This window comes from Mycolicibacterium chitae, from assembly GCF_900637205.1.
In the GTDB taxonomy this organism is placed as follows: domain Bacteria; phylum Actinomycetota; class Actinomycetes; order Mycobacteriales; family Mycobacteriaceae; genus Mycobacterium; species Mycobacterium chitae.
Genome location: NZ_LR134355.1, coordinates 3,700,349 through 3,724,263 on the forward strand (window position 1 = coordinate 3,700,349; position 23,915 = coordinate 3,724,263).

The 23,915-nt window shown below is 66.2% G+C and carries 22 protein-coding genes; 11 read left to right on the plus strand and 11 right to left on the minus strand.

The genetic code is table 11. From position 1 onward, the window contains the following. Positions 1 to 67 precede the first annotated feature (67 nt). The 4 genes from EL338_RS17685 (at position 68) to EL338_RS17700 (ending at position 4,466) form a co-directional block, all read left to right on the plus strand. On the plus strand, positions 68 to 1,303 hold the full coding sequence (locus EL338_RS17685) for a cytochrome P450 (protein ID WP_126334939.1): 1,236 nt from the start codon (positions 68 to 70) through the stop codon (positions 1,301 to 1,303). Between the two features lie 105 nt (positions 1,304 to 1,408). After that, positions 1,409 to 2,602, plus strand: a complete 1,194-nt coding sequence (locus EL338_RS17690; protein ID WP_126334940.1) for an acyl-CoA dehydrogenase family protein — start codon at positions 1,409 to 1,411, stop codon at positions 2,600 to 2,602. After that, complete coding sequence (locus EL338_RS17695; RefSeq protein ID WP_126334941.1) at positions 2,599 to 3,714, plus strand: acyl-CoA dehydrogenase family protein; 1,116 nt, start codon at positions 2,599 to 2,601, stop codon at positions 3,712 to 3,714. The genes EL338_RS17690 and EL338_RS17695 overlap by 4 nt, the downstream gene beginning before the upstream one ends. Beyond that, the gene (locus tag EL338_RS17700) at positions 3,711 to 4,466 is read left to right on the plus strand and encodes an SDR family NAD(P)-dependent oxidoreductase (protein ID WP_170217404.1); all 756 of its coding nucleotides are present in this window, start codon (positions 3,711 to 3,713) and stop codon (positions 4,464 to 4,466) included. Before EL338_RS17695 ends, EL338_RS17700 begins: the two co-directional genes overlap by 4 nt. Positions 4,467 to 4,528: 62 nt before the next feature. On the opposite strand, the gene EL338_RS17705 is transcribed toward EL338_RS17700, so the two are convergent. From EL338_RS17705 to EL338_RS17740, 8 genes are all read right to left on the minus strand, one after another. Further along, positions 4,529 to 5,299, minus strand: coding sequence for a glucose 1-dehydrogenase (locus EL338_RS17705; RefSeq protein ID WP_126334943.1), 771 nt, complete (start codon positions 5,297 to 5,299; stop codon positions 4,529 to 4,531). A 30-nt stretch (positions 5,300 to 5,329) separates the two neighbouring features. Continuing rightward, on the minus strand, positions 5,330 to 5,818 hold the full coding sequence (locus tag EL338_RS17710) for a MaoC/PaaZ C-terminal domain-containing protein (RefSeq protein ID WP_126334944.1): 489 nt from the start codon (positions 5,816 to 5,818) through the stop codon (positions 5,330 to 5,332). 21 nt (positions 5,819 to 5,839) lie between these two features. After that, positions 5,840 to 6,790, minus strand: a complete 951-nt coding sequence (locus EL338_RS17715; RefSeq protein WP_126334945.1) for a hypothetical protein — start codon at positions 6,788 to 6,790, stop codon at positions 5,840 to 5,842. Next, positions 6,787 to 7,950, minus strand: a complete 1,164-nt coding sequence (locus tag EL338_RS17720; protein WP_126334946.1) for an aromatic ring-hydroxylating oxygenase subunit alpha — start codon at positions 7,948 to 7,950, stop codon at positions 6,787 to 6,789. Before EL338_RS17720 ends, EL338_RS17715 begins: the two co-directional genes overlap by 4 nt. A gap of 157 nt (positions 7,951 to 8,107) precedes the next feature. After that, on the minus strand, positions 8,108 to 8,974 hold the full coding sequence (locus tag EL338_RS17725; RefSeq protein ID WP_126334947.1) for an SDR family NAD(P)-dependent oxidoreductase: 867 nt from the start codon (positions 8,972 to 8,974) through the stop codon (positions 8,108 to 8,110). 132 nt (positions 8,975 to 9,106) lie between these two features. After that, entirely contained in the window at positions 9,107 to 11,530 is a 2,424-nt protein-coding gene (locus EL338_RS17730) for a CaiB/BaiF CoA transferase family protein (RefSeq protein WP_126334948.1), read from the minus strand. A gap of 2 nt (positions 11,531 to 11,532) precedes the next feature. After that, the gene (locus EL338_RS17735; RefSeq protein ID WP_126334949.1) at positions 11,533 to 12,978 is read right to left on the minus strand and encodes an aldehyde dehydrogenase; all 1,446 of its coding nucleotides are present in this window, start codon (positions 12,976 to 12,978) and stop codon (positions 11,533 to 11,535) included. Beyond that, positions 12,978 to 14,429 carry an aldehyde dehydrogenase gene (locus EL338_RS17740; protein ID WP_126334950.1) on the minus strand — a complete coding sequence of 484 codons (1,452 nt, stop codon included), beginning with the start codon at positions 14,427 to 14,429 and terminating at the stop codon, positions 12,978 to 12,980. The genes EL338_RS17735 and EL338_RS17740 overlap by 1 nt, the downstream gene beginning before the upstream one ends. 99 nt (positions 14,430 to 14,528) lie before the next feature. On the opposite strand from EL338_RS17740, the gene EL338_RS17745 reads away from it, so the two are divergent. Beyond that, the gene (locus EL338_RS17745; protein WP_126334951.1) at positions 14,529 to 15,596 is read left to right on the plus strand and encodes an alpha/beta hydrolase; all 1,068 of its coding nucleotides are present in this window, start codon (positions 14,529 to 14,531) and stop codon (positions 15,594 to 15,596) included. Positions 15,597 to 15,620: 24 nt separating this feature from the next. On the opposite strand, the gene EL338_RS17750 is transcribed toward EL338_RS17745, so the two are convergent. Beyond that, a complete protein-coding gene (locus tag EL338_RS17750) occupies positions 15,621 to 16,505 on the minus strand; it encodes a TIGR03619 family F420-dependent LLM class oxidoreductase (protein ID WP_197721898.1) in 885 nt (294 codons plus the stop codon). A 165-nt stretch (positions 16,506 to 16,670) separates the two neighbouring features. On the opposite strand from EL338_RS17750, the gene EL338_RS17755 reads away from it, so the two are divergent. Beyond that, positions 16,671 to 17,510 (plus strand): alpha/beta fold hydrolase, encoded by an 840-nt coding sequence (locus EL338_RS17755; RefSeq protein WP_126334952.1) that lies wholly within the window; start codon positions 16,671 to 16,673, stop codon positions 17,508 to 17,510. Between the two features lie 22 nt (positions 17,511 to 17,532). Here EL338_RS17755 and EL338_RS17760 read toward each other — a convergent pair whose 3' ends face one another. Next, on the minus strand, positions 17,533 to 19,047 hold the full coding sequence (locus EL338_RS17760; protein WP_126334953.1) for a class I adenylate-forming enzyme family protein: 1,515 nt from the start codon (positions 19,045 to 19,047) through the stop codon (positions 17,533 to 17,535). A gap of 161 nt (positions 19,048 to 19,208) precedes the next feature. On the opposite strand from EL338_RS17760, the gene EL338_RS17765 reads away from it, so the two are divergent. From EL338_RS17765 to EL338_RS17785, 5 genes are all read left to right on the plus strand, one after another. Then, on the plus strand, positions 19,209 to 20,123 hold the full coding sequence (locus tag EL338_RS17765; protein WP_163792222.1) for a LysR family transcriptional regulator: 915 nt from the start codon (positions 19,209 to 19,211) through the stop codon (positions 20,121 to 20,123). 151 nt (positions 20,124 to 20,274) lie between these two features. Further along, complete coding sequence (locus EL338_RS17770) at positions 20,275 to 20,487, plus strand: ferredoxin (protein WP_163792224.1); 213 nt, start codon at positions 20,275 to 20,277, stop codon at positions 20,485 to 20,487. A gap of 38 nt (positions 20,488 to 20,525) precedes the next feature. After that, positions 20,526 to 21,350, plus strand: a complete 825-nt coding sequence (locus tag EL338_RS17775; RefSeq protein WP_126334956.1) for a mycofactocin-coupled SDR family oxidoreductase — start codon at positions 20,526 to 20,528, stop codon at positions 21,348 to 21,350. A 27-nt stretch (positions 21,351 to 21,377) separates the two neighbouring features. Further along, the gene (locus tag EL338_RS17780; RefSeq protein ID WP_126334957.1) at positions 21,378 to 22,601 is read left to right on the plus strand and encodes a cytochrome P450; all 1,224 of its coding nucleotides are present in this window, start codon (positions 21,378 to 21,380) and stop codon (positions 22,599 to 22,601) included. A 52-nt stretch (positions 22,602 to 22,653) separates the two neighbouring features. After that, positions 22,654 to 23,448, plus strand: coding sequence for an NAD(P)-dependent oxidoreductase (locus EL338_RS17785; protein ID WP_145965902.1), 795 nt, complete (start codon positions 22,654 to 22,656; stop codon positions 23,446 to 23,448). A gap of 17 nt (positions 23,449 to 23,465) precedes the next feature. On the opposite strand, the gene EL338_RS17790 is transcribed toward EL338_RS17785, so the two are convergent. Then, on the minus strand, positions 23,466 to 23,912 hold the full coding sequence (locus EL338_RS17790) for a CAP domain-containing protein (protein WP_126336942.1): 447 nt from the start codon (positions 23,910 to 23,912) through the stop codon (positions 23,466 to 23,468). Positions 23,913 to 23,915 lie beyond the last annotated feature (3 nt).

Consider the following 23,915-nt stretch of genomic DNA (forward strand, 5'->3'; position numbering starts at 1 on the left):
TGATACCCACCACACTCTGTTCGCTACCAATCGGCGTCCCGGTGATCGACGACCACAGGATTGAGAGATGACGGCTACTACCACTGACATTCCCGAACGGTTGCGGGTTGATTTCGACATCTTCGACCCCGCGTTGACCAGCCCCGCCGACCGATTCCAGGAGGAGATCGCCAAGCTCGCTGGGATCGGGCCCGTGGTCTACTCGAGCGCCTACGGCGGCCATTGGATCGTCACCGGCTACGAAGAGATTCAGCAGATCCTGCGCGATGCCGACCTCTTCTCGAGCTATCCCAACGACATCCGGCCCAACGACCAGGGCAAGATCGTGCCACTGGAATTGGACCCGCCCGAGCACACAGCTTTCCGCCAGGCGATGCAGCCGCTGTTCAGCCCCCGCCGGATGAAGGCCCTCGAGACAATCATCCGGGAAACGACCGGGGAACTGCTCGACGGGTTTGCCATGCGCGGATCCGCCGAGTTCGTTGCCGAATTCGCCCACGAATTACCGACGCGGATGTTCCTCGGTCTGATGGACCTGCCGCTGCGAGATGCCCCGCTGTTCACCGAGGCCAGCGACACCTTCCTGCAAGGAAAACCCGAACTCGGCGAGGAAGCTTCGCGCCAGGCCACCATCGACGCCATGATGCAGATGCATGGCTACTTCGCCGGTGTCGTCGAGGAACGCAGGAACCGGCCGGAGCCCGGCAGCGATGTCACGAGCCAGATCATCCACACACCGATCGAGCTCCAGGGCGAAAGGCGCCTTCTCACCGACGCCGAGTTGAGCAACATGTTCTTCCTGCTGCTGCTCGGTGGCCTACACACCGTGCAGGGCTCCCTGGCATGGGGCCTGCTGTACCTGGCCAACAATCCCGAACAACGACAGAAGCTCATCGACAACCCCGGTTTGGCCCCCGCCGCCGTGGAGGAGATTCTTCGCATCGAGGCGGCCGTCTCGATGGGCCGCAGCGCAAGGCGAGACACCGTCATCGCTGGTGTCCCGATCAAAGCGGGCGATCAACTCCTGCTGAGCCTGACCGCCGCCAACCGCGACGCGCACGAATTCGACAACCCCACCCGCTTCGAGATCGAGCGTAAGCCCAACCGGCACCTGTCCTTCGGATCGGGACCGCATCGCTGCATCGGATCCCACCTCGCGCGGATCGAGTTGGTCGTGGCAATGCAGGAGATCCACCGCCGCATCCCCGACTACCGACTTGACCCGAGCGATCCCCCGGTCTGGCATCCGGCCCAGACACGTGGCGTTGTGAAGATGCCGATCCTGTTCACGCCCGAGTCTTAACGGCAAATCGGACAACCAGTTTCACCGGCGCGGTCGATCATCCTGGATCGGCCCCGCGATGCTGGGCACGACAGTTTCTACTCGCCCGTCGCTGAGAGGACATGTATGACGACCGCACCCCTGACCGCGAGCCGGCTGGCCGATCAGGTCGCCGACTTCTTGTCGGAACACCCTCCGCAAAGCACTGACCGGTTGGCGTTCTTGCGGGCGCGGTTCGACGCGGGGTTGGCCTGGGTTCATTACCCCGAGGGTCTGGGCGGGCTGGGGCTGGAGCCTGGGCTGCAGGCCGGTGTCGATCACGTGTTCGCGACCGCCGGCGCACCGGATAACGATCCGGTCGGCAACATCGTGGGGCTCGGGATGGCGGCGCCCACGTTGTTGCGGTTCGCGTCGGCCGAACAACAGCAGCGCTGGCTGCGGCCGCTGTGGACCTCCGAGGAGATCTGGTGCCAGCTGTTCAGCGAGCCGGGTGCCGGATCGGATCTGGCCAACGTCTCGACCCGGGCCACGCCCGATGGCGCGGGCTGGCGGATCAATGGCCAGAAGGTCTGGACCTCGATGGCGCACAACGCGACCTGGGCGATCCTGCTGGCCCGTACCGATCCGACCGTGCCGAAGCATCGCGGAATGACGTTCTTGGTGTGCGATATGCGGGAAAGCGGCGTGGACGTGCGCGCGCTGCGGCAGATCACCGGCGAAAGCGAATTCAACGAGGTCTACCTCGACGACGTCTGGATCCCCGACGCGCATCGGCTCGGCGAGGTCGGCCAGGGCTGGACGGTCGCGCAACACACCCTGATGAACGAGCGCATGGCCATCGGCGCCGGCACCGCCCCTCGCGAAGGCGGCGCGATCGGTAAGTTGGCCAACCTCTGGCGGACTCGACCACAGCTACGCACACCGATGCTGCATGACCACGTCCTCAGGCTGTGGGTGCAGGCCGAAGCGGCGCGGTTGACCTCAGAACGGCTGCGCCAACAACAAGCCGCCGGTCTGCCCGGTCCAGAGGGATCGGGCGCCAAGCTCACGTATGCCCGCCTCAATCAACAGATTTCGTCGCTGGAGCTGGATCTGATGGACGACGAGGCCCTGCGACACAGCGACTACACCCACCGCCGCCCAGTGATGAGCGAGCAGGACAACAGACCGCCAACCTGGCAGTATCTGCGAGCCAAGGGCAACTCGATCGAGGGCGGAACCTCCGAGATCATGCGCAACATCATCGCCGAACGGGTGCTCGGACTACCTGCGGAGCCCCGACTGGACCGCGACCTCGCCTGGAAGGACCTGCCCCGATGAGCGGGATCGCAACGCCGGACACCGGCGATCTGCTGTACTCCGATACCGAAGACGAACTCCGGGCGAGCGTGCGCGCACTGCTGACGAAATCCGCACCGTGGGACGCGGTGCTGGCCCGCACCGAATCCCCGGAGACGACCGACAGCGCCCTGTGGCGCGCACTGGTCCACGAGGTGGGGTGCACCGCGTTGTCGGTATCCGAACAGTTCGACGGGGGCGGCGCCAGTTGGCGGGAGGTGGCGGTGGTCGCCGAGGAGCTGGGCCGCGCAGTCGCCCCGGTGCCGTTCCTGGGGCATAGCCTGGCGATCGCGTTGCTGCAGGAACTGCAGCAGACCGAGCTGTTGGGACGGCTGGCGCGCGGCGAGCTGACTGCGACCGTCGCGATCCCGTTCGGTGCGCCCGCAGCCGTGCCGGGCGCCGAGATCGAAGTCACCGACGGTCGACTGTCCGGAACCATCCGGACGGTCGCCGACGCCCTGGTCGCGGATGTGCTTCTGGTCCCGGTCGCGGATGCGGTGTACGTGGTGGCCGCCCACGCCGACGGTCTGTCACGCAACGCCATCGTGTCGCTGGACATGACCCGCCCGCTCGCCGATCTCGTTCTTGACGGAGTGGCCGCCACACCGGCGACCACCAACCGCGACGTCGCGGCGGCGCTGACGCGGACCCGGCAAATCGGGTCGGCGCTGCTGGCCTCGGAGCAGCTCGGGGCCGCCGAGAAGTGCCTCGAAATGACCGTCGAATACCTGCTCGTTCGCCGCCAGTTCGCCCGGACCATCGGCTCCTACCAAGCACTGAAACACCGAGCGGCCGACGTCTGGGTGGCGATCACGCAGGCCAAGGCCGTCGCCCGATACGCCGCCGAATGCGCCGCGACCGATTCGGCCGACCTGCCGGTGGCGGCTGCGTTGGCGAAGGCACACTGCTCGGAGGTCGTGCAGCAGGCGGCCGAGGAATGCCTGCAATTGCACGGCGGGATCGGGTTCACCTGGGAACATCCCACCCATCTGTACCTCAAGCGTGCCAAGAGCAGTGCGCTCGCACTCGGCGGCCCGGCATACCATCGCGGGGTGTTGAGCACCCTCATCGACCTGGACGGAGCGGACCAGTGACCGACCTGACCGGCCTCAACGCCGTCGTCACCGGCGGCAACGCCGGCATCGGCCGCGCGATGGCCATCGGAATCGCCAAAGCCGGTGGCGCCGTGTCGATCTGGTCGCGCAACGCCGATCGCAATGCCGAGGTGGTCGACGAGGTAACCACCCTGGGTGGCAGGGCCATCGCAATCCCGTGCGACATCACCGACGAGACCGCCGTCATCGACGCGATGGAGCGCACCGTCACCGAGCTAGGGCCGCTGGGGTGTTTCGTCGCCAATGCCGGGATCGTGGAGGCGTCTCCGATCGTCGACCTGACGCTAGAGTCGTGGCGGCGGGTCCTGGCCACGAATCTCGACGGGGCGTTTCTGTGCACCCGGGAAGCCGCGCGACGGTTCGTCGCTCAGGACAGCGGCGGGTCGATCATCGTGCTGTCCTCGACCATCAGCCGTTATGGCGGCGCGGATTTGGCGTCCTATGCCGCCAGTAAGACCGGCGTGCTCGGTCTCGCGCGAACCCTCGCGGTGGAACTCGCGCGTCACCGGGTGCGCTGCAACACGTTGATCCCGGGTTGGACCCGCACCAACATCAACGCCGACCGGCAGGCCGACGACAGGTTCATGGCGGCGACGATCGCGCGGACCCCGATGCGACGGTGGGCCGACCCGGACGAATTCCACGAAGTGACAGCGTTTCTCGCGGATCCGAAGCTGACGTTCCACACGGGCAACGAGATCATCGTCGACGGCGGATACACGATCTACTGACGCCGGGAGGACCGGACACGAAGTCCGTCCCGGAGGCGTCGGGGCCAGGCGGGAGCCGAGTCCTATTTGGCCAGGATCCCGCCGTCGATGATGAACTCCGAACCCGTGCAGAACGCCGACTCATCGGAGGCGAGGTACAGCACCAGATAGGAAACCTCGATCGGCTCGGCCAACCGCCGCAGCGGAATGGTTTCCAGATAGGCCGCGAGTCGTTCCGGCCCGTAGGTGCCGACCGTTTCCCGCGCCATGCCGGTGAGCACCGGCCCGGGGTGCACCGAGTTCACCCGGATGTTGTCGGGTGCGTACTCGATCGCAGCCGCCTTCGTCATACCGCGCACTGCGAATTTTGCGGTGGTGTAGGCGACATTGGGGGCACCCTGCGCATGGGTGATGCCGGCCATCGAAGAAATGTTCACGATCGATCCACCGCCGGCCTCGAGCATTCCCGGTAGGACCGCCTGCATGCCGTAGAACGCGCCGTGCTGGTCCACCTCCACCATCCGCAGATACTCGTCGACGGCCAGTTCGTGGGTCCGCACTCGTGTCCCCGGCACCGCAGCGTTGTTCACCAGCACGTCGATCGGACCGAACCGTTCGACGCCGCGGGTCACCACCGCTTCCCAGGACTCCTGATCAGATACATCGTGGCGCACGAAGAGTGCGTTCTCGCCGATCTCCTCTGCGATCGGTGCGCCGTCCTTCTCGTTGATGTCGGTCATGATGACCTTGGCGCCCTCCCGCGCGAGCAACTGGGCATGGGTGACACCCATCCCGCTCGCGGCACCAGTGACGAGCACAACCTTGCCGTTCACCCGGCCGGATGCAGAATTCATCAGCGCGCTTTCCTTCGTGTCGGTGGACGATCAGTCGGCGACGGGGTGGCGACGCCGAACGACCTGCACGCCCACCATCGTCATCACAAGTTCGCCCCCGCTGTCGGCCATGTCGTACCGGCAGTGCACATCCGCCCGTCGCGCGCCCATCCTGATGTCGACGATCTGGACCGACCCGCTCAGCACCGCGCCGGGGCGGACCGGGCGCGGGAAATGCAGTCGTTCGATTCCCTTGCCCGCCACCAGCGCCAGCCGCGAGATGAAGTTCGGCGACGCGATACTGGAGAACAGGGACAGGGTGTGCATTCCGCTGGCGATCACATCACCGAACACCGGGTTGGTGACATCCAGGTGAATCGGTAGCGGGTCGAAACGCTTTGCAAACTCGATGATTTCGTCACGGGTCACTTCGACCGAACCCAGGTCCATCCAGTCCCCGGCGACCAGATCCTCGGCATGGAGGATCTGGTCGGGTGGCAGCGATGCCAGATCGCGTTCCGCCGACTGCGGCAGGCTCATCTCTCTCCTCGAGAAATCCGGTTAGTCAACCTCTGCCGGGAGCGGGAGCGATCGGGTGTCGCCGGTGGCACCGACGGCGTACTGCACATCGGTGCGATCATGCATGAAACCCAAGAGCCTCGCCTCGTGCACCACCGGCCAGTCGGCCGAGTCGACCACCGTCGACGCCACCCTCAGGCCGGCATCGCGCAGCGGCTGCAGCGCCGTGATCAGCAGCGTCCGCAAGGCTTCCTGATTGCCGGGGGGCACGACGGGCCCGTAGATCCGGCCGGCCGTTCCATACTCCGTTTGCTCGCCGGCCTGCGGTGCCACCCACACCGCCCCGGTGAGCTCGGCTCCGTCACCGGCCACGAAGAGCTCCGCCCCGGCCGGAATCGCCTCTCGTCCGCCGTGCTCCTGCCATAGCTGGTCCGCGGCGCTGCGCTCGGCGTCGGTAGCGGCCCGGCGGACCGCCGGTGCGTCTGGATCGATGGCCGGCAGATCCCGCACCGGCATCAACAGCCGCCACTCCAGGGCGATCGTCGAAATGCCGCAATGGTGAAACCTCATCGAAACCCGGTGTGCCGCAGGGTGATTTCCGCGCGCCCACACACGCAGCGCAGTGACGCCGGTGCCCTGCCAACCGCCGTCTACATTCAGCTCGAGCCCGATCTTCTCCAGCAGCAACGTCGTGATCCCGCGCGAGCGGAACTCGGGCCGTACCACGTAGGAGACCTCACCGATGCCTCCGGGGCGGGGTTGCACCCGTAGGTAGGCGGCGAGGACATGAGCCAGGGCGAGTTCCGTGTCGTCCAGTCGCGGGTCGGCACGCAACCAGACCAGCAGGTGCGAGGTGCCCTCGCTCATCAGGTCGTCGAGGTGCAGCTGCGGAAAACCCGCCTCGTCGTCGTATGCCGCAGCCGAGCGGAGCAGGTGCTGCAGTTCCGGCTCATCGGCGGCCGTCAGCTCAGTTCGCCACTCGAAATCGATCATGCCAGCAACTTGGCCAGTTCGCGGTGGAAGATCTGGTTGATCACCTCGTTGCGCCCCAGCAGCAGTGATCCGCTGTTGGTGCTCTCGACCGCAGACTGCGCGCCGCGCAGCAACGGGAAATCCTCCTCGTGCAGCACGGCCAACAGGATCTTCCAGTTCTTCTCCCAGTTGTGGTTCCACTTCTCCTCGCTGAGGCCGCTGTCCTCGAGCGTGGGCACCATGAGCCGCATCTCCATCCGGCACCGCCCCGGATCCTTCGGATGCGGACGGAACGTCAACAGCTGGAAGTGGTCCGGCTGCCGCAGCAGCGTGCTGTTGGGTCCCAGGTAGTGCGATTCGGTGATGTTCTTCGACAGGTCGCGATCGCCGGGGTCCTCCTCGAGCCACTTGTCGATCGTCTTGCGCGGCGCGATGAAACGTGCGTGCTGACCGAAGTCCTCGACCACCATCACATTGGTATGAATGTGCTTGGCCGCGGTGTTGGGGTGCGCGTACTGGACGTGGTAGCCGTCGAGGAAGGCGTCCTGCATGATCTTCCAGTTGACCGGCTCGTCGAAGCCCTCAGCCCGGAACGTGATCAGCTTGTCGAGTTCGTAGCCCTCAAGGATGCCGTCCATTTCCGGTCCGAGCCACGAGGTGACGTCGATTTCCCCGCTCGCGTCGTCGACCACCCAGATGAAGCCGGCGCGTTCCTCACAGGGCAACTCGACCAGGCCCTGGACGGAGCGGTCGATATCACCGAAGGTGTTGTCCCGGGTGATCGTCCGCAGCGTTCCGTCGGTGTCGTAGGACCAGCGGTGGTAACCGCAGGAGAAGATGCGGCACCGGCCCTTCTCCTCCTTCTCGATGAGCGCGCCGCGGTGACGGCACATGTTGACTAGTGCCTTTACGCTGCCGTCGCTCTGCCGAACGATGATCACGTTGTTGTTCGGCAATCGCAGCGTGATGAAGTCGCCGGGCCTGGGCACCTCGCTGCCATGCGCGACGATCGAGGGCACCCGCCCGAACACCCGCTCGCGCTCGCGGGCGGCGATCTCGGGGTCGACGTAGCGCTTGGTGTCGAATGTCTGGACGTCCGCGAACTCGTCGGTCGTCTCGTTGCGCAGGTGCTCGAGCAACCTGCGAATCCGGTCCGCTCGCGGCGCGATTGACTGCGTCATCTAGACCTCCTGGTCTTCAAGGCTCATCTACCGTTAGCCTAAAGCCATTAGGTAAATATGGCAAGTCGTTCCCCACGGTTTTGATGAAGCCGTCGCAGTTCCGAAACGGCGACGCCGCCGTACCACAGGCACGGCGGCGTCGATGCTGATCGTTCGGTTACAACGTCGGCTCCCCCTGATCCTCCGGGAAGGGAATCGCCACGCGGGCCAGCGTCCCACCGTCGCACGACGAGATCGTCTGCCCCGTCGTATAGGCAGCCTCGTCGGAAGCCAGGAACAGCGCCGTGTACGCGTTGTCCCGCAGGTTCGGTGCCCGGTCAAGCTTCAGCGGGATCGGGGTGATGCCCTTGTCCCACGGACCGGCAGATTCCTCATAGGACTGCCCCACGACGGGCGCGCCGCGCTCCATCAGGAAGTTCGGCGACATGCCGTGCGTCGGGGCGATCGCGTTCACGCGGATGCCGAACCGGCCGAGGTCGAGCGAGAGCCCGCGTACCAGCGAGTTCACCCCACCCTTGGTGGCCATGTACGGCGCGATGCTGTGGTAGGCGGCGAATGACGATGCGGACGAGGTCATCAGGATGACGCCGCCACCGTTCTCGCGCAGCGGTTTGATCGAATGCTTGGCGACCAGAAAAGGCCCGGTGAGGTTGACCGAGACGACGTCTTCCCAGTCTTCGAGCGGGAAGTCCTCGAACGCCAACTCCTCGCCGCCGGCAACGGTCGGGACCCCGCCGCGGGACACGATTCCGGCGTTGGCCCAGGCGATATCGAGCTGGCCGAACTCTTTGAGCGCGGTCTCGATGGTGCGCTGGACGTCGGCCTCTTTGGTCGTGTCGGCCTCCACTGCGACGGCGGTGCCACCCTGGTCGCTGACCAGTTTGACGGTACCCTCAGCGCGGTCGCCGAAGATGTCCATCACGACGACCTTGGCGCCTTCCGCAGCGAACAGCTGGGAGGCCTCTCGCCCCAATCCGGAGCCGGCACCGGTGATCACCGCGACCTTGTTCTCGAGCCTGGACATGACGAATCCTCCTTAATTGACGTCCACATCAGCGATGCGGTGGCGTACGCGAGCCGCCTTGACGGAACTGAAACTCTTTGAAGAAACCTTAAGCTGTTAGGTTATATGCCGTCAATAGTTCCACCAGATGTTTCATCTCGGCGTCTGCGCAGGTCGGCGCGGTGGCATGGGGACCGACTCGATCGTCACCGGGTCGATGACCGGGGGTTGAAGGACGTTATCGGCCACCAGGCGCTCGAGCTCCTCCGACGTCAGATCCAGCAGTGTCGCGCAAATCTCCCGGGTGTGCTCGCCGGCCAGCGGTGCCGGATTCAGTTGCGGATCCGGAATCGTCGAGAAGTGCGCGATTCGGGCGTTGGTCGGCACGGGCTGTTTCAGATGTGGATGCGCCATGGTTTGGAAACTGTTGCGCGCCATCAGGTGTGGATCCATCAGTTGCTCGGGCAACCGGAGCATCGGGCCGGCCGGAATCCCCGCTTGCTGCAGCATCGCCGCCGCGTCAGCGGAGGTGCGCCTGGCAGTCCACGAGCGCACAGCATCCACGACGGCACCGGATGACGCTCGAGGCAGGTCCGGTTCGCCGAACACCTGAGCCAATCGGTCGACGTGCGCGGGATCCCGCGCATCCACGACGCACCACTCGTCGTCGCCGGCACACGGAAACACCCCGTACACACCCTCTTGTGGTGCCTCAGCACCTTGCGCGGCGGCGGTGAGCGTCGGTCCGAGGTGCACGATCGCGATATCGGCCTGAGCGGTTTCGACGAGGGTGCCTCGACCGGTGCGCTCCCGGCCGATCACTGCGGCCAGTACAGCTATCGCCGAGACGTGTCCCGCGATGTGGTCGGGGTAGACCGTGGACCCGTCGCAGTACGCGCTCGGATCCTCCTCGGTGAGCTGCGAATCCCGCCACAGTACCGAAACTCCGCAGGACGACCGCACCAACGGCCCATATCCCATGCGCGTGCTCCATCGGCCCCGAGCGCCGAACGCGCTGCTGTCGGAGACAATGATGCGTGGGTTGATCTCCGTTAAGTCGTCGAACGAAAGCCCAAGCGCTTCCAGGGTTCCGGGCTTGAAGTTGGCCGCCACCACATCGGCGTGGGCCACGAGTTGCCGAAACAGTCGCGCACCCTCCGGACGGCGCAGGTCCAGCCCGAGGCTCCGCTTGTTCCGGTGTCCCCAGGCGAAGGAGGGGTTGATCCCACTGCCGCTGCGGGTCTGCCGCAGTCCGTCGGGAAAGGTGGTGTTCTCCACCTTGATGACGTCGGCGCCCTGGTCGGCGAACAACCTGCCGAATTCCGCACCGACGACGATGACTCCGAGGTCGAGTACCCGCATCCCGGCCAACGGTCCGGTCCGCTCGGGATCCGGCGGGAACATCGTCGCCCCGGCCGAACGGTGTTGGTCCTCGCCGGCCGCCCTTGACCTGTCCGGCAACGTGTCGTTGTGCTCGCCGACATTCGGCGCCCGGTTCCGCAACCCGGCGCGCATGCCGCCAACCGACACGTACCCGGAGGGCACGCGCGTGTGCAGTCCGTCGGCAAGCTCCGCATCGATCAGCGATCCGGTCTCAAGAAAGTGCGGGGTCTCGAGGACCTCGTCGACGGTCAGGACGCCGGAGACCGGAATGGCCCTGGCGCTACCTTCGGCGACCAGTTCGTCACGGGTCTTGTCCGCGAACAACGCGGCTATCAGCGGGTGCAGCCGATCTGCGGCCTGGAACCTGGCCGCGACGGTGTCGTAACGCGGATCGGCGAATTCCGTGGGCTCCCCGAGCCATTCGAACATCGCTCGCCATTGACGTTTGGCCAAGAGACAGATCCGGACATGGCCATCGGCACACGGGAAGAACGGGTAAAAACTGGCCGCCTCGGGACGGTCCCGCGGGAAGGACTCGGCCCGGCCTGCCGCCGCCGATCCCTGAGCCCCGAAGCCGGGATCGAAGCCGTGCACAACGGCCTCGAACGCCGCGACGTCGACCGTCTCCCCCACCCCGGTGCGCAACCGTTTGACATAAGCCACGAGTGTGGCCCAGGCGGCATGGACGGCCACGGTCTGCTCGACGATGCCGGCGGGCGGGAGCACCGGCTGTCGGCCCGGCAAGCCAGAACGGCACAGCACACCCCCCATTGCGGTCAACACCGGCTCGGTGGCAGACCAGTCACGGTACGGGCCGGTCCGGCCGAACGGCGTGATGGAGGTGACGACCAACGTCGGATTTACGGCGAGCAGATCGTCGGGGGCCAGCCCGCGTTCGACAGCTTCGGCGGGCGAAAACGACTCGAGCACAACGTCTGCCGACCGAACCAGGTCGCGCAACCGCTCCTGCCCCTCGACCGCGTCGAGGTCGACAGTGATGCCGAGCTTGTTGGCGTTGCGAAGCGCCCAAGGCACGCTCACCGCCCCACGGCTGCGGCGTGCCGGGTCACCCCCCGGAGGCTCGACGCGGACCACTTCCGCTCCGAGATCGGCCAGGTATCGACCACAGGACTGCGCGACGCCGTGGCTGAGGTCGAGGATCCGCAGCCCGTCCAGCGGTAGTTCGGCTCTCATGCTCAAGCGGTTCCGGCCGGCGGCAGATAAACCGACTTGAGGACCTGGTAGGGCGCCAGACCCTCGGGTCCGAGCTCACGGCCCAACCCGCTGGCCTTCACGCCACCGAACGGGCCGACCACGTCGAGGGCGTAGTGGTTGACGCCCACCGAGCCGCTCTGGATGCGGTCCGCCAGCTGCTGTCCCCGCTCGACGTCGGTGGTCCACACCGTGCCGCCGAGGCCGTAGTCCGAGTCGTTGGCGATCGCAACGGCCTCCTCCTCATCGGCATACGGCAGTACACACAGCACCGGCCCGAAGATCTCCTCCCGGGCGATCACACTGGCGTTGTCCACGTCGGCGAACACGGTCGGTTCGACGAACCAGCCGACCGATTGATCGGCGGGGACCGAACCGCCGGTGGTCAGGCGGGCGCCGCTGCGTCGGCCCTCATCGATGTAGCCGAGCACGCGCTTGCGCTGCGCCTCGCTGACCAGTGGGCCGATCTGGGTGGCGCGATCGAGAGGGTCACCCACCCGCAGCCCACGCACGGTTTCGGTGACCGCATCGACCACTTCGTCGTACCGCGCCCGGGGCGCGAGGATGCGCGTACCGGCGTGACAGGTCTGACCGTTGTTGGGCAGGCACACGTCCAGCAACCCGGCGAGAAATACGTCGAGGTCAGCGTCGGCGGCGACCAGCGCGGCGGACTTGCCGCCGAGTTCCAACGTGACGGGTCGCAGCAGCCGACCGCACGCCTCGCCGATCGCGCGTCCGGCCGCCGTCGAACCCGTGAACGCGACCTTGTTGACGTCGGGATGGCTGACCAGGTGCGTACCCGCGTCCCGGCCACCGGGAACGATGTTCAGTACCCCGGCCGGTAGTTCGGCCTCCAGGGCCGCGTCGGCCCAGACGAACGCGTCGAGCGCCGTCTCCGGAGCGGCTTTCAATACGACCGTGCATCCAGCCGCCAGTGCGGGGGCGATCTTCATCGCGGCCAGTGCCTGCGGGTAGTTCCACGGAATGATCGCTGCGACCACGCCGACGGGGTCCCTGCGCACCCGTACCTGCGCGAGCATTCCCGAGCGCAGGTCGTCGCGGTCCAGGCTTTCACAGAGATCGGCGTAGTAGTCGAGCATGAGTGCCGGGCTGTAGCCGTTCGCACCGATCGACAGCTTCGCGGGCATCCCATTCTCGCGACTGACGAGCTTGGCTGTGTCCTTGGCCCGGCTCTTCAGCGCGGCCCCGAGGCGACGCATCGCGGCGGCCCGGTCCGCTGCCGGTTGCGCACCCCATGCTTCCAGCGCGCCCCGCGCCGCCGTCACTGCCGCGTCGATGTCGGCGGTGCCGGCCAGCGGCGAGCGCCCCAACACCGAACCGGTTGCGGCCTCGCCGACTTCGGCGACCACCCCGGACGACACCGGAGCCACCCAGCCGCCGCCGATGAAGAAGTTCTCGCGGTCCGTCATCAGCTGAACAGCCTTTCCATTCCCGGTGTGAGGTTGATCGTCTTGAGCTCGTAGTAGGCGGTCAGGCCCTCACGGCCGGTGTCACGCCCGACACCGGAACACTTCACCCCGCCGAACGGCGCCTCGGTGTTGTAGTTGAAGCTGTTCACGCTGAACGTGCCCGTGCGAACGGCCTGGGCCACCCGCAGTGCGGCTTCGTCGTCGGCAGTGAACACCGCGCCGTGCAATCCGTAGTCCGAATCGTTGGCGATCGCGATGGCCTCTTCGAGATTGTCGTAGGTCATCACGGTGGTGACCGGTCCGAAGATCTCCTCCTGGCAGATGCGCATGGAGTTGTCCGCCGATCCGAACACGGTCGGTTGGACGAACCAGCCCCGGTCCAGCCCCGCGGGCCGGCCGCCGCCGGTGAGGATCTTCGCGCCCTCGTCCACACCGATCGAGATGTAGCCCTCCACCCGCTCGCGCTGTTGCTGAGACACCAAGGGCCCCATGGTCGTTGCCGGGTCGAAGGGGTCCCCCACGACGAACGACTCCGCGGTGGCGACCAGAGCATCGACGATCTCGTCATAGCGGGTCCGCGGGACGAGAACGCGGCTGTAGGCGGCACAGACCTGGCCGGTGTTGAAGAAGGAGCCCACCGCCAGGCCCTGCATGGTGGTCGGGATGTCGGCGTCTTCGAGGATGATCGCGGCCGACTTCCCACCGAGCTCCAGCTGCATGCGCTTGAAGCTGCGCCCACAGACCTCGCCGATCTCGCGGCCGGCCACGGTCGAACCGGTGAAGCTGACCTTGTCCACCCCCGGGTGATTGACCAGGGCGCGGCCGGTGTCGCGGTGGCCGGTGATCAGATTGAACACCCCAGCGGGCACGCCCGCCTCGGCGAGCGCCTCGGCGTAGTAGAAGACATCCAGCGGCGTCTCCGCCGCCGGCTTGAAGACGACGCTGCATCCCGCCACCAAGGGCGCGGTGATCTTGTTGACCGCCATGTTGAACGGCCCGTTCCACGGGGCGATCGAGGCGACCACACCGACCGGTTCCTTGACCACTGCGGCGGTCGTCTGGCCCGGACGCAGTTCGGCGATCGGTTCGTTCTTGGCTACGTCGATGAAGAAGCGGGCGGTACCGAGAGCACTCGGAATCTGAACTTGGGCAATGGAAGTGGGCAATCCCATCTCCGAGGTCACCACGTTGGCGACCTCATCGAGTTTCGGCTCGAGGATCTGCAACGCGCGCTCGAGGATCTCAGCACGCTCGTCGACGCCCAGTCGCCGCCAGGTCCCTTCGTCGAACGACCGGCGCGCCGCGGTGACGGCGGCGTCGACGTCCTCGCCGCCGGCGTCGGACACCGATCCGATCACTTCTTCGGTGGAAGCGCTGATCACCGAAAGCCGTTCGGTGCTCTTCGGCTTGCGCCATTGACCGTCGATCAGCAGTTCCTCGCGGTTGGTCATCCGTCTTCCCTTCGGACCCGGGTCGTGTTCCGGCCGCCAGCCTACAACCTTTAGGTAAACTGGCCAAGGGGTGCGTCCGATTGCGCCATTGTGCCTCCAATGCTCTCCCCACACAGGCGTCACTGCACCCGGGCCGGGCGCTCGCCCAGTCACTACTGCCGAGGTTCCCTCGATCTGCATATCATCCTGTTCGCGTCGACGCTGTTGACCGGCCATCTTCGCTGTTGTAGACAAAAGTTCGTGACCATAGGAAACCTGGGTAGCACGGACACCAATCTTCCGGCCCCCAACGAGGCGGCCACTGCCATTGCAGTGGAGGCCTATGCCCCATGGCGCCGGCCGGACATTGATGTGGCGGCCAGGCGCCGCGGATTCGACCGGATGCTGCCCGAACCGGCCGCCGACGTGTCGGTCACGGAGGACAGCATCGGAGGTGTGGAAGGACGCTGGGTATCGGTGCCCGAATCCGGCGAGGCGACCGTGCTCTACCTACACGGTGGCGGTGGCATCCTGGGTTCGTCTTACGGCTACCGTGACCTCGCCTCGCGCATTGCGCGGTCCGGCGGTGCCAGGGTTTTCGTCCCGGACTACGCGTTGGCACCCGAAAATCCGTTCCCCGCCGGTCTGAACGACGCTCGCGCCGCCTACAACGCACTGGTGCAGGAGTTGGGCGGTAGGACCGAAAAGCTGGTAATGGCAGGGGATTCTGCCGGTGGCGGGATGGCCGTCTCAACGATCGCCACCGTGATCGCCGAGAAGAAACCGTTGCCGGCCGCTGTGGTGGCGCTGAGCCCGTTCACCGATATGACCTTGTCGGGTGAGTCGATGACGCGGTTCGGCGAGGTCGACCCCCTCATCTCACGCACGGCAGCCGAACAGATGGCCGGCACATACCTGGCCGGCCACAACGCGCGGGATCCCCGGGTGTCGCCGGTGTTCGCCGACTTCGCCGGGTTTCCACCGCTGCTGGTGCAAGTTGGGGCTTGCGAACTGCTCCTCGACGATTCGGTGCGGCTGGCCGAGGCCGCCAAGGCCGCGGGCGGTCAGGTCGAGCTCCACATCGCCGACGGCTTGTTCCACGTGTTCCACATGTTCGCCGCTCAGTTGCCCGAGGCGCAACAGGCACTCGAGACCGTCGGCGCATTCATCCGCATGTACACGAGCTGACCGCGCTATCAGCTCGCGCGGTGGCTACGCCGCCGTCCCGCGGCGCTCGGCGACGAACCCCGCCAGGCGGTCCAGGGCGGGCAGGACGACGTCCCGCGACCCCCAGGGCAGATTGAAGATCACCTCGCCGATGCCCAGGGATTCGAAGTAGTCGAACTTGTCGTGGCCAGGCGTCGAACCGAACGGAATCACCGCGAGTTCGTCGGGGTCACGGCCGGCGGCGGTGGCGAGCTCTCGCAACCGTTGCACCCCGGCGGTGAGGCCGCCACCGGCCAACGGCATCCAGCCCGATCCGTATTCGACGATCTGGCTGAACAGCTTCGGGCCGGCCGCCCCACCGAGCAGCACGGGCACTCCGCGACGCCCCCGTCCGTCGGTCTGCTGCGGCTTGGGCCATGACCACGACGAGTCGAAATTCACGAACTCGCCGTGGAATTCGGCTTCGTCGTGTTCCCACAGGGCTTGCATTGCCAGTACGTGCTCGCGGGCGACCTCGCGCCGCCGGGTGAAGTTCACGCCGTGGTCGGCGATCTCATCTTCGTTCCAGCCGACGCCCACGCCCACCTCGACACGACCGTTCGAGTACAGGTCCAGGGAAGCGACCGCCTTGGCCGTGACGATGGGATCGCGTAGGGCGGCCTGAATGACACCGGCTCCCAACCGGATCCGGCTCGTGACAGCGGCCGCAACGGCCAGTCCGATAAATGGGTCGACACAGCGGCGGTACTCGTCCGGCAACTCTCCGCCGGGCGGATACGGGGTGCGTCGACTGGTGGGAATATGGGTGTGTTCGGGCAGCCACAGCGCATCCAAGCCGCGGTCCTCGACCGCTGTGGCCATTTCCGCCGCGCCCATCGACTCCTCGGTCAGGAAGACGTGCACGCCGAAGCGCATCGGGTTGCGAACCATCAGAGTCGTCCTTCGTCGAGTTCGAGAATCGATCCGGTCGCGTCAGACCCGGCCATATCGACCCAAGAAAACTTTTCCTATGACCATTAGATAATGTCACACGCCATGGCCCTGTACAGGCCGGCCCATTGATCCCGGGAGAGCATCGTGCGTCACCATCAGCCCATGGTCCTGCGCGGAAACGGCCTCAACCTGGCCACCGACCATTGGTCGTCTCCGCTCGCCGGCCCGGACCGTCCGGAGGTGGTACTGCTACACGGGGGCGGTCAGACACGCGGGTCGTGGAAGAGCACCGGGCAACGGCTTGCGGCGGCAGGGTGGACGACTTATGCCGTCGATGCACGTGGACACGGCGACAGCGACTGGTCCGGCGAGGGCGACTACAGCAGCGAGGCGATGGTCCGGGACGTGGTGGCGGTGGCGAAGTCTCGGGCGATGCCGCCGATCCTGGTCGGAGCCTCCATGGGCGGACAGGCTGCACTGGTCGCCATCGGGGAGAACCCCGGAATCGCTTCCGGCCTGGTCTTGGTGGACATCGCGGTGTCGCCTTCCCTGCCGGGAGTGGAGCGGGTGCGGGAGTTCTTGCAGAGCGGCCTCTCGGGTTTCACCACCCTCGAGGAGGCCGCCCAGGCCGTGGCCGCCTACAACCCGCACCGGGCCCGGCCACCGAAGCCGGACGGTCTCGCTCGTAACCTACGGCAGCGTGACGGTCGCTGGTACTGGCACTGGGATCCGGCGTTCATCGGCAACAGGGGCCCGGGCGGTGAAACGCACCAGCACCGACGCGCCCGGGGTCGGCGAGCCGCCCGCAACGTCGACGTCCCAACTCTTCTGGTCAAGGGCGCACAGTCCGACGTGGTGACCGCCGAAGGGGTACTCGAACTGCGGACGTTGATCCCTCACGCGACCTACGTGGAGGTCGGCGGTACCGGCCACATGGTCAGCGGCGACGACAACGACGCCTTCACCGCGGCGGTCCTGAAATTCCTCCACGACCTCGGATAGCAACGGCCACCACCGGACCCATTCATGCCGAGGCAGCTCGCTGGGCCGGTAGGTCTCGGTAAAGCTCTTTCAAGACACCTTTGTCAATCTTCCCCAAAGTCGTCCGCGGCAGCGGCTTCTCGACGAACTCGACATAGCGCGGCGCCTTGTAGGCGGCTAGCTCCCGACGACAATGCGCGATCACCAACACCTCGGTGAGGTCGTCAGCGCCGTAGACAAGCGCGGCCGGCGTTTCTCCGTACCGGTCATCTGCCACACCGATGACCGCGACCTCGCCGACGCCGGCAAGACACGCGATGGTGCGTTCCAATTCAGCGGCGTAGATGTTCAACCCGCCGGAGATGATGATGTCCTTGAGGCGGCCGACGACGCGCAGCAGACCCGACTCGTCGATGGTGCCGATGTCTCCCGTCCGCAACCAGCCGTCCACGAACTCCGCGGCGCTCGCCTCGGGATTGCGGTAGTACTCCCGCGCTAGACCGGCACCTTTGATGGCAATCTCACCCGGCTCTCCGGGGGCCGCCGGCCTGCCCGCACTGTCGATGACGGCGACCTGACGCAGGATGCCACCGAGTCCCGCCGAATCGAGGTGTTCAGAGGCGATCAGCGGAGGTGGGATGCTCACGACCGCGCATCCCTCGGTCAGCCCATAGGACTGACGCAACAACACACCGCGGCTCTGCCAGTCCTCGAGCACCCTGCGCGACACCGGGTTTCCCCCGGCGATCGCGATGCGCAGTTCGGGCAGTTCGGAGGAGCCGAAGGCGGGCAGCGCCGCCATCTGTTCATAGAAGATCGTCGTACTGGCCATGCTGGTGATCGCCTCCTCACGTAGAACTGCAAGCGCGCGGGCGGGATCCCAAGTAGACAGCATCGTCGTGCGCCCGCCCAGGATCAGCGGGGCCAGAAAGCCGTTGAACAGGCCGCCGAGGAACGCGAGCGAAGTCACGTTGAGCGCGTGTGCGCGCATCAGGGTGGGTTCTTGCAGTACCCACTCGAAGAACGCTTCGAGGATGGCGCCGTGGGTCAGCGGCACCCCCTTGGGCCGGCCGGTAGAGCCGGAGGTGAACACGATGAGCGCACAGTCGTCGCGGGTAACGTCGACCTCGCCCGCCGGCACCACGCCGCTGGGGGGCGGCAGCGACCCGAGGATAGCGGTGACCACTGGGGCGTCTTCCAGGGCGGACACGGCGTCGGCGCAGGTCCGGGCGCGTTGCTCGTCGCAGAGCACCACCCGGGGCTCGGTCGTGTGCAAGATCTGAGCCACCTCGCGGGCGGTCAAGCGCTCGTTGATCGGCACCACCACGGCACCCAGACGCAACGCCCCCAGTGCGTGGACAGCCCAGCCCGCGCTGATGCCGCCCACGCACGCCACCCGATCCCCGCGGGTGACGCCTTGCGCCGCAAGTGCGGTCGCCGCGGCGCCGGCGGCGGCGTCGAGTTGCACCCGCGTCAGCGACACGTCGTCGCACGCCAATGCGGGCGCCGCAGGTTCGCGGCGAGCCCAAGCCGCTATCGGTGACACGATATTGACCACCGGCTACTCCGTTCGGGTGGGGACAATTATCAGCACAAGATGTTCGCTCAGGGTAGGAACGCGCGGCGGCGGTCGTCCACGATCAACTCAGGCAACGGCCGGTGATCGAATCGGTCATCTGGTGATGGACACCGGCAGGCCCCGGCGACATGCTTGGAGACATGGAAATGCACCATGTGCGGTATTTCGTTGCGGTTGCCGAGGAGCTGAGTTTCTCCCGCGCGGCGGAACGGCTGCACATGGCGCCCTCGCCGCTGAGCCGGCGCATCAAGGATCTCGAACGGGAACTCGGCGCCGAGCTGTTCGTGCGCGACTACCACCACATTTCGTTGACCGAGGTGGGCAGGAGGCTGCTTCCGTCGGCGATCGAGGTGGTGGAGAAGTTCGATGCGTTGCGCGAGATCGCCGCAGGCGTGCGCCAACCGGCCATCCGGTCGGCTACAGTCGGGATGGCTCCTGAGGTGTCACCCCGGCTGCGTTCGCGGTTTCTGCAACTGATCAACGACGCCGTCCCGAGGATCCGGGTCCGCCACGAATCCGCCTCCACTGCACCGCTGTTGCGCACCGTCGCCAGGGGCGAGGTCGACCTGGCGTTCGTCCACGGACGGGTAGTCGACCCGCAGCTGGTCGCGGTGCGGGTCGAGGACCAACGGGTCGCCGTGGTGATCGGTCGCGGCACCGGATTCGACGACCGCACCAGCGTGCGCATCCATGAGCTGGCTCATCTGCCGTACGTTTCGCTGCGCGAAGCGGCCGCTCCGTTCGTCTACCGCGTGACCGACGAGCTGCTCATTCGCCACGGTGTGCACGGGCGAGTCGCTATTCCGTCGAATAATCAGTCCCAACTGGTCCCGATGGTCGCGGCAGGCCAGGCGTTCACGATCTGCGGGGCCGAATTCGGGGCCACCCGTAAGGCGTTCGCCGACGAACCGGTGCTGTTCCTGCCGTTCGACGACGACGACGTCCGGCTGGTCACCTATGCGGTCTGGCGGGACGATCGGGCCCGCGACCACGAGGCCCTGCATCAATTGACTGCAATCGTGTGGGACGAGCTCGCCGCGAACGGACATCATTGACCCCCAACCGATGACCATCGCGGTCACCTGCCCGTGCGCTGTTTGATCATAGACCCGCGCGCGGTCACGCCTTACGTTCACTTGTAAGCCGCATCACAACGATTTTCGACGCCGGTCCGCAGCCCGGATCGTGCGCGAGAGGAGCCGCGACGTGACCGGAGTCAAGATCGACGAACGTTGCCAGGGACACGGCCAGTGTTACCAGTTGTTCCCGCAGATGTTCGAACCCGACGAGGAGGGCTACGGGCTCGTGCGCCCCGACGCGACGATCAAAGACAACAATCTCCTGCACAACAATCTCCTGGACGACGCCGTCGCATGTTGCCCGGAGAACGCCATCGTCATCGTGGACTCCGGCGCTTGACCGCCCCACCAGACAAGACAGAAAGCAGGTGTAACGCCATGGGCAAACTCGACGGCCGGGTCGCCTTCATCACCGGAGCCGCACGCGGACAGGGCCGTTCGCATGCGGTGCGGTTGGCCGAGGAGGGCGCCGCCATCATCGCGATGGACATCTGCGACCAGATCGAGTCGGTGTTCTACCCGATGGCCACCAAGGACGATCTGGCCGAGACCGAGGCGCTGGTGACCGCGGCGGGCGGATCGATCGTCACATTCGTGGGTGACGTGCGCAAGCGCGCCGATGTGCAGGCCGCCTATGACGCCGGGGTCCGCCAGTTCGGACACGTCGACATCGCGTTGCCCAACGCCGGCATCATGCCAGTCCTCGAACCCGGTGACCGCGAACAATCCTGGTATGACGCGATCGACACCATGCTCACCGGAGTCTGGCACACCCTCGAAGTGGTGATCCCGGGCATGATCGAGCGTGGCAAAGGCGGGGCGATCGTCATCACCAGTTCGGCAGCCGGCCTGAGCAGCCTCGCCCTCAATACCCTTCCGGGACAGGTCGGCTATGTCGCGGCGAAACATGGCGTGGTGGGACTGATGCGGGTGTATGCCTCGCAACTGGCGAAGCACATGATCCGGGTCAACACCGTACATCCCACCGGAGTCAACAGCCCCATGGTCGCCAACGAAGAGTACGGCGCCTGGGCGGCCGCCAACCCGGAGATCGCCGGTGCTCCCGCCTACCAGAATCCGATGCCGGTGCCGTTGATCGAACCCATCGACGTCAGCAATGCCATTGCCTACTTGGTCTCCGACGAAGCCCGCTACGTCACCGGAGTGACTTTCCCTGTCGACGCCGGCCACCTGAACCGGTGACCCAGCCCAGCTACGAGGAGTAACGCCATGCCGGAGATGCTCGAGACACGCCCGACCCGACCGAGCGGATGGGAGCAACTGCAGTACGACCACCGCGACTCCAGAATCGTGGTGTCACCGCACGATCTGTGGCGGCGGTTGCGTGCGCAGTGCCCGGTCATCCACAGCGAACGGTACGGCGGCTTCTGGTTCACTTCGCGCTACGACGATGTCAAGGCGGTGCTCACCGACTGCGAGACCTACACCGCCACTCTCGGGGTCAACATTCCTCGGCAGAACATGACCCTGCTGCCCGGTGAGGTCGACCCGCCGTTGCACCGGGAGTACCGACGCATTCTCAACCCGCGGTTGGCGCCGCAAGTGGTCAAACAGCACGAGGGCTGGATGCGTGAACTGGCCCGCGAGTGGATCGAGCAGATTGCGAACCCGGACCAGTTCGATCTTTGCACGGACTACTGCGAGCCCTACGCCAAACGCGTCTCGCTGCGCGTCATCGGTTACGAGCCTGAAGATTTGGACAAGCTTGATCACTGGACCGGAGTGCTGGCCGCCGGCGTCCGCGACGACGAAGAGGGCATTCGGCTGTCGATGGAGTTCTTCGGACACCTGGCCGCAACCTTGCAGCGACGAGCCTCCGAACCGCCCCGCGACGACATCATCTCGGCGATCGTCGACGGCGAGGTCGATGGCCGGCCGCTGAGTCTGGATGAGCAGCAGAGCCTATTGTTGCAGACGACCTTCGGCGGTCTCCACACCACCGGTGCGGTGATGGCAGGATCGCTGGTGTGGCTGGCGGGGCATCCCGAGGATCGAGCCCGGTTGCACCGCGAGCCCATGCTGATGCCGACCGCCGTCGAAGAGTTCATCCGCTACGTCACCCCGGTACCGCATATGAATCGCGCTGCCGCCAAAGACACCGTCTTGGACGGGTGCCCGATCCCGAAGGACGATCTGGTGATGGTCGGGCTGGGTTCTGCGAACCACGATGAAACCATCTTCGACAAGCCCGACGAGGTGGTGCTCGACCGATTCCCGAACCGTCACATGGGCTTCGGCGCCGGGCCGCACCGCTGCGTCGGATCCCATCTGGGCAAGCTCGGCGTCCGGGTCGGACTGGAGGAGTTCCTGGCGGCATTCTCCGATTTCGAGGTCACCGACTACTACGCGTTGCGGTACAACGGCGGTGAGGGCCGCGGCCTGCTGACCGTACCGATGCGCGCGACCCCCGTTAACGGGTCATCGGGACAGTAGAGGTTTGCGCGTGCGAGTTGGTTTTGTCGGGCTGGGCGACCAGGGTGAGCCGATGGCACAACGCATCCTGGAAGCCGGTCACCATCTGGCGGTGTACGCGCGCCGACCCGAGCAGGCGCGCCCGCTGATCATGCGCGGCGCCATAGCCGCCGACTCCCTGGGCGCGCTGGCAGCCCATAGCGAAGTGCTGGGCGTATGCGTCGGAACGGACGACCAGGTGCAGCAGGTCGCCGATGTTGTACTGCCCCACATGACGGCGGGGTCGGTGCTGGCGGTGCACAGCACCGTCGCTCCCCAATTGTGCGTTCGTCTCGCCGCGGCCGCACCGCACGGGGTCGAGGTCCTCGACGCCCCGGTGTCCGGCGGACGGGCCCGGGCCTTCGACGGTGAACTGACCGTGATGGTCGGCGGACCTGAACTTCCGGTGCAGCAATCACTTCCGGTCTTCGAGACCTTCGGGTCGCCGGTCCTTCATGTCGGCCCGCTGGGCTCCGGCCAGGTGCTCAAGCTGGTGAACAACTATCTGTTCGCCGCCCAGGTCGCGGTCACCGAGCAGGCGATCGTGCTGTGCCGTGAACTCGGACTCGACGTCGCGCTGTCGATGACCGCGATCGCGTCATCCACCGGGTCCAGTCGTGCCAACCAGATGTTTGTCGCCGGCGGATGCCGCAGCGCTTTTCCGCGACACAGCGAGGGCACCACCCACGGGGCGCGGTTGCTCGCCAAAGACATCGCCCTGATGGACGGTCTGCTCGCAGACCGGAAACCGCCGGCCTTGTTGGACAGCGCGGCCCGAGCGGGCCTCGCAGTGGCATTCGAGGCCGGAGCCGCAGACGACCGCGGCTAAGCACCCCAGCGCCTCCCCTACGCCGGTGCCCCATAGACGGCGACCACCACCGAGCGGTCGAGATGGTTCTCCGACCACACCCCGATCTCGGTGAAGGCACAGTCCTGGATCACCGCCATCGTGGCCGGGTTGAAGTACCACTGACGCAGTACCTCCATGTTGTTGATCGCCAGCGCCGGGTTGATGGCAACCGTCTGGCTGGCTCGGCCACGGTAGCCCGCGGCGTGGGCCCGGTCCTGCGCCGTGGACCCGTCAGATCCCAACTCGCCGTGCAGGTTGCGGTTGTTCAACACGTCTCTGGTATGCCACTCGGCGGCCAATCGCAGCTGTGGATTGACTTTGAGGTCGCCGCTGCAACCCGCCTTTTTCTTGATTGTGTCGACGTTGGTGACGACGCCATCGTTGAGGCGTTTGTTGTCGGCGTGAGCGCTGGGGGCGGTCACCGCGGGGATGACCATCAGCATCGC